At 60.4% G+C, this 11,046-nt stretch carries 9 protein-coding genes; 8 read left to right on the forward strand and 1 reads right to left on the reverse strand.

All coding sequences use genetic code 11. The features are described from left to right. Positions 1-226 precede the first annotated feature (226 nt). The 7 genes from VGY55_11840 to VGY55_11870 all read left to right on the forward strand — a co-directional run bounded on the left by VGY55_11840 (position 227) and on the right by VGY55_11870 (position 8,463). Positions 227-526 (forward strand): hypothetical protein, encoded by a 300-nt coding sequence (locus VGY55_11840; GenBank protein ID HEV2970651.1) that lies wholly within the window; start codon positions 227-229, stop codon positions 524-526. After that, complete coding sequence (locus VGY55_11845; GenBank protein ID HEV2970652.1) at positions 523-921, forward strand: type II toxin-antitoxin system VapC family toxin; 399 nt, start codon at positions 523-525, stop codon at positions 919-921. The genes VGY55_11840 and VGY55_11845 overlap by 4 nt, the downstream gene beginning before the upstream one ends. Positions 922-1,285: 364 nt before the next feature. Further along, a complete protein-coding gene (locus VGY55_11850) occupies positions 1,286-3,319 on the forward strand; it encodes a 2-oxoacid:acceptor oxidoreductase family protein (GenBank protein HEV2970653.1) in 2,034 nt (677 codons plus the stop codon). A 14-nt stretch (positions 3,320-3,333) separates the two neighbouring features. Beyond that, positions 3,334-5,286 carry a thiamine pyrophosphate-dependent enzyme gene (locus VGY55_11855; GenBank protein HEV2970654.1) on the forward strand — a complete coding sequence of 651 codons (1,953 nt, stop codon included), beginning with the start codon at positions 3,334-3,336 and terminating at the stop codon, positions 5,284-5,286. A 181-nt stretch (positions 5,287-5,467) separates the two neighbouring features. Then, positions 5,468-5,758 carry a hypothetical protein gene (locus VGY55_11860; GenBank protein HEV2970655.1) on the forward strand — a complete coding sequence of 97 codons (291 nt, stop codon included), beginning with the start codon at positions 5,468-5,470 and terminating at the stop codon, positions 5,756-5,758. Between the two features lie 618 nt (positions 5,759-6,376). Beyond that, positions 6,377-8,041, forward strand: a complete 1,665-nt coding sequence (locus tag VGY55_11865; GenBank protein ID HEV2970656.1) for a pentapeptide repeat-containing protein — start codon at positions 6,377-6,379, stop codon at positions 8,039-8,041. A gap of 77 nt (positions 8,042-8,118) precedes the next feature. Beyond that, positions 8,119-8,463: an STAS domain-containing protein gene (locus tag VGY55_11870; protein ID HEV2970657.1), complete on the forward strand. Its 345-nt coding sequence runs from the start codon at positions 8,119-8,121 to the stop codon at positions 8,461-8,463. Positions 8,464-8,473: 10 nt separating this feature from the next. Here the strand turns inward: VGY55_11870 and VGY55_11875 are convergent, their stop codons facing one another. Further along, on the reverse strand, positions 8,474-10,405 hold the full coding sequence (locus VGY55_11875) for a redoxin family protein (protein ID HEV2970658.1): 1,932 nt from the start codon (positions 10,403-10,405) through the stop codon (positions 8,474-8,476). A gap of 307 nt (positions 10,406-10,712) precedes the next feature. Between VGY55_11875 and VGY55_11880 the strand changes: the two genes are divergently transcribed. Next, the coding region (locus tag VGY55_11880) for a M42 family peptidase (GenBank protein HEV2970659.1) at positions 10,713-11,046 on the forward strand (334 nt) is incomplete at its 3' end.

The raw sequence follows: 11,046 nt of genomic DNA on the forward strand, positions 1-11,046 counted from the left end.
GTTCACGTACGTCAGGCTTTCCAGCCTGACACTTGCGACGGTTTGTCAGCCTGGAAAGGCTGGCTTACGGCAAAAGGCATCACCAGCCGGCCGAGCAATTGATTGACGCAACTTCTTCCCGGCGATAGACGTCTTGTGACGCTATCGGTTCGTCTTGCTCCCACCGGGTAATTGCGGTCGGGTTTGTTCCGCCAACCAACCTTTCGGCGCAGAATCGGGGTGTCGCATGACCTATCAAGGACACATTGAAGACGGCGTGGTCGTATTCAACCAACCGTTATCGCTTCCCGAAGGAACGGAGGTGTTGGTCGAAGTCGCGGCTCCGGCGCGCGGCCGCGCGACCGCCCCCGAGGACTTCTGGCGTGAAACGTCAATGGCGGAACTTATCAAAGAGCAGGGAGTTGCGCTCGCCCGACGCTTTGAGGACGTGCTGGGGCAAGGCACGACGCTGTGGGACGACGATCGGCAGTTCGATGAGTTCATTCGCAACATCGGCGACCGCCGCCGCGAAGGAATGGCATCGTGAGCACGATCGTTCTCGACACCAACATCGTGTCGTATTTGATGAAGGGGCACGCGCTCGCCGAACGGTACCGGTCGCACTTGGACGGCAAAACACTGGCCGTTTCGTTTATGGCTGTCGCGGAATTGTATGAAGGAGCATGCCGTGCCGATTGGGGTCCGCGACGGTTGGCGCGCTTTGACAATGTTCTGCGCAGCTACGTGGTCATTCCCGCTTCGCCGAAAACCTGTAAACGTTGGGGGCTGGTCCGCGCGGAGCGTCGAAGTCAACCGATTTCGTGCGAGGACGCGTGGATTGCGGCCGTTGCCCTCGTCCATCAATGCCCGCTTGCGACTCACAACGCCGCCGACTTCGCCAACATCACTGGCCGCGAGATCATTACAGAAGCGCGGGGCTAGGCGTTCCGAAATCCGGAAAAAGGGGATCAGGACTGATCAGAACGGTTCATTGAATCGTTCTGACCCCTTTTTGCTTTCCAATATTCTTTTTGACAATCGCTAGCAATCCGGCTATTCTGAGGGCGTGATGGCTGGCGGGCCGTCGCCAATCACATCTTTGCTCTTGCTCTCTGGCCGGCCAGCCTCACGGGTCCGACGCGATTTACCTGCGGCGGAATCGGCAGTTTCCGTCGCCGTTTCGTAATAGGGTTCGCTAAGGTCGGGTCGAGATTGCCGATACTCTCGGCAACCCCGCTACCCCTCACCCCCGATCCCTCTCCCACAAATGGGAGAAGGGAGAATTTGGGATTACGGGAGCATAACGATGGCTCAGGCCACTCTGGCTGATCAGAGCGCTCTGGCGCTCGGCACGGCCGCCCGCGACGGTTCCCCGGATGTCGCTCTTCACGGCGAAGGGCGCAAGTATCAATATCCCGGCATTCCCACGACGTGCGACGGCGCCGAGGCGGTCGTACACGTGGAGATCAACGTCGCCCAGGGGGCCGGCGCGTTTCCGATTACCAGCTCGACCACGATGGGGGGCGGATTCAACGCGGCCGTGATGAATGGCTACCGCAATCTGTGGGGCGATTCGCTGGTGTTCGTCGAGCCGGAGAGCGAGCATTCGGCCGCTTCGTTCTGCGAAGGGTTCGCCGCCGCCGGAGGCCGCGTGACGAACTTCACTTCCGGCCAAGGCCTCGTCCTGATGAAGGAGGTGCTCTACACGATCAGCGGCAAGCGGTTGCCGGCGGTGATGAATATCGGCGCGCGAGCGCTCACCAGCCATTCGCTCAATGTCCATGCCGGTCACGACGACTTGATGAGTGTGGCCGATTGCGGCTGGGGGATGCTATTCGGCCGCAATGCCCAAGAGGCCGCCGATCTGTGCCTGATCTCGCGCCGCGCCGCGGAGGCCTCGAAGACGCCGTTCTTCAATGTGCAGGACGGCTTTCTGACTACACACACCGTCGAGAAGGTGAATCTGCCCGAACTGGAGTTCATGAAGGAATTCATCGGCAGCCCGGCCGAGAAGCTAATCAATCTGCTTGATCCGGCCAATCCGATCATGTCGGGCGTGGTGCAGAATCAAGATTCGTATATGAAGGGGAAGATCGCTCAGCGCTGGTATTATGATCGGATTGGGCCGGCGCTCGTCGAGGCCTTCACGCTGTTCGCGGAAAAAACCGGCCGGCGATACGATTTCGTCGAGCCGTATCGCTGCGAAGACGCCGAGTATGTGATCGTCGGCATGGGCTGCTACATGGAAACGGCCCGGGCGGCCGTCGATCACCTTCGCGAAACGAAGGGGATCAAGTGCGGCTGCCTGACGGTCTGCTGCTTCCGGCCGTTCCCGGCGCCGCAAATCGTCGAAGCGCTCAGCCACTGCGCGGCGTTCGCTGTGCTCGAGCGTATGGACGACCCACTCTCGACCACCGGCAATCATCTCACCCGCGAGATCAAGGCCGCCTTCTGTGACGCGATTACTGGGCAGAACGGCCACGAGCCGATCCTCCGCGTGCCGAAGATTTATCACGGCTCGGCCGGCCTGGGGAGCCGCGACGTGCGCCCCGGCGATCTGTTCGCCGTCGTCGAGAACATGATCGAAGACGGGCCGGATTATTTCTGCCTCGGAATCGATCATCCGCTCGCGCTCAAGGTGGCGGAAGATCCCGATCTCCGCGAGCCGGGTTCATTCTCGATGCGCGGGCACTCGGTCGGCGGCTTCGGCTCCGTGACGACGAACAAGGTGATCGCCACGATCGCCGGCGACGTGTTCGGCAGAGACGTGCAAGCCTATCCGAAATACGGCTCGGAGAAGAAGGGACTGCCGACGACGTACTATCTCACGATCTCCGATCATCACGTGCGGTTGCATAGCGAGTTGGAGCACGTCGAGCTGGTCGTACTGAACGACACGACGGCCCTGTTCAGCGGCAATCCGCTGGCGGGCTTGGTCCCCGGCGGGGCGATCGTATTGCAATCCTCGCATGCGACGCCCGAAGATGTTTGGAGCCGCGTCCCCGAGCGGCATCGGAGATTCATCCGCGAGAACCGCATCCGTGTGTTCTATGCCGACATGGTGCAGATCGCCCGCGAGGTCGCTTCCGTAGCCGACTTGCAGATGCGCATGCAGGGAATCGTGCTCCTCGGGGCGTTCCTGAAGCTGACACCCTACGGCCGGCAAAGCGGCATGAACGACGAGCAAATCTACGCGGGGGTCGAGAAAGCGCTGCGCAAGTATTTCGGCAAGCGCGGCGACCGCGTCGTGCAAGACAACATGAAATGCGTCAAACGTGGTTACAGCGAACTGGGCGAAGTTCCTGAGTCTTTGATCCATGCCGCCGTCGCGGCAGGTTAGGAGAATAAATCGCTATGAGCACCGTGACCAAGCCTTCGTCGATGAACGAGGCCAACGAGCGCGATCCCTTCAATAACAGCAGCTACGGCACGCTCATCGATGCGCCCTACAAGGACGTCCGGCTGCCGATTCTCGACGTTCATGATTTCAACGACCGGATCATTCGCGGCTACGAGGAAGGGACCGCCGAATGCGGCCTGCCCGCCGATCTGTCGGTCGCTCGATCGCTGATCCCCGCGGGAACCGCCACACTCCGCGATTTCAGCTACATCGCTCCCGATATCCCCGAGTATTTGCCGAACAACTGCACCGGCTGCATGGATTGCGTGACGCTCTGCCCCGATACGGCGATCCTCGGCAAGGTGCTCAGCGAAAGCGATTTCGAGACGCGGGTTGGCGAGATTCCCGATCCGGCCGATCGTGAGCTGTTTCGCAAGCAATGGTCGAAGACCCGCAAGTATTACGAAGGGCCGGCCAAGAAATCGGGCGAAGGGGGCATGTTCATGATCATCATCGACCCCAGCAAGTGCAAAGGGTGCGCGGAATGCGTCACCGTTTGCGACGACAACGCGCTGGCGATGATCCCCAAGACCGAGCAGGTGATGACCGACGTCCGCAAGAGCCACCGGCTATTCAAGCAAATCGGCCCGTCGGACAAGCGCTACGTCAGCGACAATCTGCTGATCGACATGATGCTCAAGGAGCAGACGCACATTTACACCGGCGGGGCGGGGAGCTGCGCCGGCTGCGGTGAGGGGACCGCGCTGCGGATGATGTGCGCCGCGACCGGAGCGAAGTATGGCGATCAATGGGGCATCATCGCCGCCACCGGCTGTAACACGGTTTACACCTCGACCTATCCCTACAATCCGTATCTCGTGCCCTGGACCAACTCGCTCTTCGAGAATGCCCCGGCGATGGCGATGGGCGTTCGCAGCCGCTGGGACCAGATGGGCTGGCAGGACCGGCCGCTCTGGTGCCTGGGGGGCGATGGGGCGATGTTCGACATCGGCTTTCAGTCCCTTTCGCGGCTGTTCGCCTCCGGGATGAATGTCAAGGTGTTCGTGCTCGACACGCAGGTCTATTCAAACACCGGCGGACAGGCCTCGACCGCCAGCTACACCGGCCAGAACACCAAGATGAGCGTTCATGGATCGAAGACCGCAGGCAAGCAGGAGCGGCGGAAGGAGATCGCTCAGATCGCGATGATGCACCCTCGGACGTTCGTCGCCCAGACGACCTGCGCTCACGTCAACCATTTCTATCGCTCGGTGCTCGACGCCCTCGAGTTCGACGGCCCCGCACTTGTCTGTTGCTATACCACGTGCCAGCCGGAACATGGCGTGGCAGACAATATGGCCACCGATCAGGCGAGGCTGGCGGTCGATACGCGGGCATTTCCGTTGTTGATCTACGATCCCCGCAAGGGAGACACGATCCGCGAGCGGCTCTCGCTGCAAGGTAATCCGGCGGTGAACGAGGATTGGTGGACAAACCCGAAGACAGGACAAACGGTCGATTTCGTCGACTTTGCCCGTAGCGAAGGGCGGTTTGCCAAGCACTTCGACAAGGAAGGAAACCCCAGCCCGACGTTGCTGCGCGGCAAGGAAGACCGGCTCGAAAATTGGTGGCTGCTGCAGGAATTGGCTGGGGTTCGCGGCGCGTCGAAAGCCGCCGCGAAGACGGCGGCTGCGGCCAGGCCAGCGACGACGAAACCCTCCGCCGCCAATGGCGCGAGCAAAGCGCCGATCGGCGGCAACGGGAACGGCCAGCACGCGGCGGCAGCACCGAAGGTCAATTTCAAGATCGGTTCGCGCATCAAGTACAACGACGGCTCGGCCTGGATCGCCGGGATCGTCGAGTCGGTTGAGCCGGCCGTGCTCGTTCTAGATGACGAAAGCGTCATTCGCACGAATCTCGAGGTGCTTCTGGCCGGAGCAGCCGAAGGATTGATCGTAGGAGGGTAGCAGGCACACTCCGTGTGCCGTCCGCCGTTTCCGATTCTCCGGTCTTCCGGTGAACGCACGGCATGACTGGTTCCGCGCAGGGTGGAGGCATGTTTTGAGCACATTGCGTCCGTGAGTTCCTCGGCATGGCCTGGGAACGAAGACACCACTAGCCCACAGCGGCGTCTAAGGAGTGATTCTCATGCACGAGTTCCAGGGTGATTTACTGATCGGTGGAATGCGGCTTAGGCAAGTTCATGGCGAGCTGGAAGAGGAGCAGCACAAGCGCGGCTCCAAGGAATGGAAGCTCTCGGGACACCTCCATTTGTCCCCGGAGCAGTTGCAGTTAATCGAGGTAAATCGCGAGTATCGCATCCAGCTCGACGACGGCCGAGCGGCCCAGATCGTGATCTCGCACCTGGAATCCGAAAACGGCGACGAATTGCTCGCCGACTTCAAGCCCTCCCACCCGCGCAAGCAGCGGGCGAAGTAGGTCGGTTCGGTTGTGGGCAGATCCACACAGATGTTCGAAGAAGACCACCGGCGAGCTTTCCGGCGGACCCGCATCGCATCGATGGACGAAGAGAGTGGAACAAGGAGATTGTGAGAGAACTGCGAGCGATTCAGCGGTCGCTTGACACAACGGCGGCGCGCTGGCAACATAAAACCATACCCAGCTTGGGTGGTTGTCCAAGTTGCGCCGAAAGGGAGAGGAACGCTAGTCTAGAACCTCTCACAAAGCGACCGCGGATTGTCCCCGATTTGCACTGTCGCCATCTCGATTCTCCCTTTTCCTCAAGGGAAGAGGGCCGGGTTGAGAGTGCGGGCACCATCGCCGCGATGGTCGGCAGAGCAAGTTGGTAACCATCCACTAATCACGGGCCGTTTTGGGAGAGGTTCATTTTTGCGCAGACAGATCCAGCGCGAACAGTTCTCTTCCTTACGCTCAGAATGCCCGCAAGGGCACAGCCCTTGGAAATGACTAATGAATTCACTCCCACGCGCCGATCGATCAGGCGGCTGGAGGATGACTCCTGCGTCCATCGCCTCCTCCGTAATATCGACAGCGCAGCTTAGTCTTCCCGTCGCTACGGTTAACTGTGCCGCCATTGTGTGCTTACTGTTCCTGGTCCTCGGTTCGCGCACGGGATCCGTCTTAGCCGACATTTACTACGACAGCGATTCCGGACCTCTTCAAGGCCAGGTAATTCCAGGCACTCAGGGAATTACACCAGGGCCCGGCATCGATTTGAGCGGCTGGAACACACCGGGCCATCAACTCGAATACGCGGACCTTCGCTTTAACCTGGCAGGCGCCACTTTTGCTAACTCCGATCTAAGGTATGCCATGTTCCAGAATACGACGCTGACCAATGCCAACTTCACCAACGCCGACCTCACAAGCGCTTCCGTTGGGGGGGCGAACTTCAGCGGAGCAATCGTAACCGGGGCGAAGTTTTTTAACTTCACGAACCTCACCGCGAACCAACTCTACAGCACCGCCAGCTACGCCAGTGGCAACTTGGCGGGCATTGCTTTTGAAGCTAATGATTTGTCCGGTTGGAATTTTGCTAGCCAAAACCTTACGAAGGCCGACTTTTTTGGGTCGAACCTGACGGACACTAACTTCACAGGCGCGGTTGTCAACGGAGCTGCCTTGGATTCCACGAACTTTACCGCCGGCCAGCTCTACAGCACAGCCAGTTTCGCCAGCGGCGACCTGACTGGTGTCGGGTTTGGTAGTAACCTTTCCGGCTGGAATTTTGCCAATCAGAACCTCACTAGCGCCTCGTTTTTTTCGTTTTCGGCGTCCAATTCCTTTGGCTCGAATCTGACTGGCGCCACCTTTACTGGCGCAATCGTTAAAGGGGCGGTATTTGACCTCACGAACCTCACCGCGAACCAACTCTACAGCACTGCTAGCTTCGCCAATGGCGATCTGACTGGCATCTCTCTTGGCGGCGATGACGTTACCGGTTGGAACTTCGCCAATCAGAACCTCACGCAGGCCAAGTTCAATAGCGCAATCTTGACTAACGTCAACCTCTCGAACCTCAACCTCAGCGATGCAAGCTTTTATTCCTCGCTTATGACCAACGCAAACCTCGTCAACGCAAACCTTACTAATGCCTTCTTGGATCAAGCGGTCCTGACGAACGCCGACCTCGCCAATGCTACTCTCACTAACGCCTTCCTGGGAAATGCCGATTTCACCGGCACCGACCTCCGCAGCGCGACGGGTTGGTCGCCGGCCGCGACGACCGTCACGCATAACACGATCCGGCCCGATGGGTCGATCCAAGGGTTGGCGTTGATGGCAGGTGAGAAGCTTATCGTCCGAAACAATCCGATCCCGATTGCAGTCGCAACGAGCGCCACGCTTGACAATGCAGCGACGCTCGAGTTTTTGCTAGATGCCAATTGGACGTCTCCCATCGGGTTTAGCGCCGGGCTGAATCCGTCGCTTGCCGGCACGCTGGATTTGGAGATTGCCAGTGGTGTTGATCCCTCCACACTCGTCGGCGATTCATTTCAACTGTTCAATTGGGGTGGACCGCTGCCGGCGAGGGACCAGTTTTCGATGATTACGACGGAGCCTGGGCTAAATTGGGACTTGTCGAGTCTGTATAGTGCCGGCACGGTCACGTTGATGGCTGTTCCCGAACCGTCGGCACTCCTTCTCGCATCGTTCGGCTTGGCCGCCACGGCTGCTTTCGCATCTCGGCGTGCGCTCAGACAGCGCTTGCGACTAGCGTTGGCGCACGGTTTGAATTAGATTGGCGTGAGCGTTGCGCGATCGTTCTCGCAACGATCTAATGTTACAATCCGCTTGCCGCGCCCGGAGTTCGTCGGATGGAATTGCAAATTGGGGATGGCGCCGAGCCGGTTTCGCGCGTGGCGCTTGTTGGGATGCTCGACATGGTGGCGGTCGGCCAGGTCGAGACCAAGTTCCTGGCGGCCACGGTGGCCCGCGGCAAGAATACGATCGTCGATCTCTCCCAGATGGCGTTCATCGCGTCGCTGGGGATGGGGATGCTGGTGAGCGCGCACAAGGGGCTCAACCGCCGCGGGGCGAAGATCGTGCTCCTCAACCCGCAGCCGGACGTGGAACTCGCGCTCATCACCGCACGGCTGCAAGAGATCTTGCCGATCGCCCATAGCGAGCAGGAGGCCGAGCAATTGCTTGCCGCGGCATGAGACGGGCCGTTCACTTCAGCTTCGCGCGCAGCTCGCCGTCGAGTTCGCTGATGTGGATCCCGCGGTTGATGACCTTCCCGGTGTCGTCGATGAGGATCATCGTCGGCAGCGTCAGGATGCCAAGCTCGTTGGCATAGCGGCTGTCGAGGCCGCCCGGCTCGAAAAGTTGCGGCCAGGGGAGGCGATTCCGCGAGAGATAGTCGTCGAGCGCCGCGCGGTCGCCATCGAGGCTCACCCCGATCAATGCGAAGCCGCTGGCGGCATACCTGGCTTGCAGCTCCTTGAGTTCCGCCAAATCCACCTTGCACGGTTCGCTCGTCGTGGCCCAGTAGTGGATCAGGACGAATTTCCCCCTGTACTGCGAAAGATCGACCTGTTCGCCCGCCGTGCTCCGCCCGACCAATTCGACCGACTTGCCCACCGAATCGAGTCGGCGGATCGCACCGGCCGCTTTCTTGGCGACCGCGACTCCGTCGAAATTTCCGGCGATTTCGCCATACCAGTGCTTGGCTTTGTCTTCCTGCCCGGCGAATTCCTCCGCCACTCCGAGTTGCATCATCGCATCCGCGGCATCGGGCGCCTTCGGGTGCCGGCCGACGAATTGCTCGAGGCTTTTCACCCATTCGGCCTGCACCTTCGAAAACTCGGGATTCGGCGCTTGCAGCGCCAGCACGTACTCGGCCGTCAGCTTGCGAAATTCGACGTAGGCCGCCAAATCGCCGTCGGCCGGGTTTTTCTCGAGCGACTGCCCTAGCCGCGTGAGACGCTCGGTTCCCTTGGGGAAAGTGCCCGATTGGACAGCGGCGCTCACGGTGTCGGCCATCTGGCGGACCCATTGTGCGCGGTCCTTGTCGCCGATTTCGCTGATTATTTGCTGAAGGTAGTCAGCCCGCTCCTCGTTCAGTTTCGCTTGCGCGTCGCGCGTCCCGGCCTTGCCGATCGCGTCGTCCAAGCGTTGCAGCTCCTCCAACAGCTTTTGCGTCTTTTCATTCGTGCCGCCGGCGACCGAGTCCGCCGACTGGCCCGCATTCTTAATCGCCGGATTGACGAAGAAGAAGCCGTTTCCGGCGATTTCCGCCGACTTCGCATTGGCGTCGGGAATCGCCGGAGCATCGATCAGTCGCCAGCATTCGCCGACCTTGATCATCGTGCCGATCTGCAGTTGTGCGTCTTTCCCTTCGGTCTCGACGATCGCCACCACATTTTCGTAAACGACGAGGTCGCCCGGGATGCCGAAGGTGCCTGCCGGCACGATCCCCGGACGGCTGCCGCCGAAATGGACCCAATTGGATTTCGCCGTGATCGTATTCTGGCGGCGAACCAATTCGGCGAATGCGGCCGGCGCCGCCGCCAGCTTCTCGGCCAGCTCTTTGCTCTTCGCGGGGTTTAAGGCAAGCAGCTTGAGTTCGCTGGACGTCAGCAGGAGCCGCGCGAAGCGGGCTGGATCGCGATCGCGGATTGCCATCACCGCCTCGGCGCTCGTCTCTTCGGCCGAGATCATCCGCCACGCGTCGATCTGGCCGTCGGAACTTTTGCCGGCGCCCCAGCGAATTCCGGCCGTGTTCAGCCAACGGAATTCGTTCGCCTTGCCGGTGAACTTGGTGTCGATGTCGCGATAGACCTCCACACCGTCTTTGTAATAGCTCCAGCGATCGACAATGTTGTCGCCGTTGGTATCGACGAACTCGCGGAGAATCTTCCCTTGGGCGTCGCGGATCACCCAGCCGGTCTGTCCTTTGTGCTTCTCGGCCTTGATGGTGCATTTGGCAGCTTCCTCCGGCGACGGCTGATCGTAATCCACGTCGCGTTGCACGGGCACCAGCTTCAGCGCCTGTTCGGGCGTCGGCGTTGCCGCGCGCGTCGCGGCGAATCCGCTGGCCAGCGGCCAAGCCAGAATGATCGAGACAACCAACCGCCAACGAGACATCGATTTCACCGCCATCGGGCAACCCTCGGGGAAGTCGGAACGATTTGTCGAGAAACAGAGAAACGCCGGAAAATGGAACGAGTGCGCGGGCACAGCGCTGCATACTTGTTTCGGCGTGCCGGGGCGGCGATCATCAACCGCCGCGCGAGTTTTTGCCGATTGCAGCGACTTTTGCGCCCTTGACGGCGAAAGCTGGGCAATCCGGCGAGCCTGCGCGACCCGCCGAGAGCCGATCCGACGCGCTTGTCGGCGGACTAGCGAGCCGTTAGGATGCGAAGCTGTTCGGTCGCATGTCGATTCGCATTCTCCGGCGAGGCGCATCATGGATGCCGCGGCGCAAGATTTTTTACGTAAGATTCTCGAAACCCCTAGCCCTTCGGGCTACGAGCGGCCGGTCCAAGAAATCGTCCGGCAATACGTGGCCGGTTTCGCCGACCGAGTGACCACCGATTCGCATGGCAATGTAATTGCCGTAAAGAATCCCAGCGGGCCGCTCCGCGTGATGCTTGCCGGACATTGCGATCAGATTGGCCTGTTGGTGCAGCATATCGACGCCGAGGGTTATCTCTATTGCCAGACGATCGGCGGCTGGGACCCAATCCAGTTGATCGGCCAACGGATGACGGTCTGGACGACCGGAGGCGCGATCCCCGGCG

This window comes from Pirellulales bacterium (genome assembly GCA_035939775.1).
In the GTDB taxonomy this organism is placed as follows: domain Bacteria; phylum Planctomycetota; class Planctomycetia; order Pirellulales; family DATAWG01; genus DASZFO01.

Coding starts and splice junctions, on each gene's coding strand:
- VGY55_11875 (HEV2970658.1), bottom strand. CDS start 10,405: ATGGCGGTGAAATCGATGTCTCGTTGGCGGTTGGTTGTCTCGATCATT.
- VGY55_11870 (HEV2970657.1), top strand. CDS start 8,119: ATGGAATTGCAAATTGGGGATGGCGCCGAGCCGGTTTCGCGCGTGGCG.
- VGY55_11860 (HEV2970655.1), top strand. CDS start 5,468: ATGCACGAGTTCCAGGGTGATTTACTGATCGGTGGAATGCGGCTTAGG.
- VGY55_11855 (HEV2970654.1), top strand. CDS start 3,334: ATGAGCACCGTGACCAAGCCTTCGTCGATGAACGAGGCCAACGAGCGC.
- VGY55_11840 (HEV2970651.1), top strand. CDS start 227: ATGACCTATCAAGGACACATTGAAGACGGCGTGGTCGTATTCAACCAA.
- VGY55_11850 (HEV2970653.1), top strand. CDS start 1,286: ATGGCTCAGGCCACTCTGGCTGATCAGAGCGCTCTGGCGCTCGGCACG.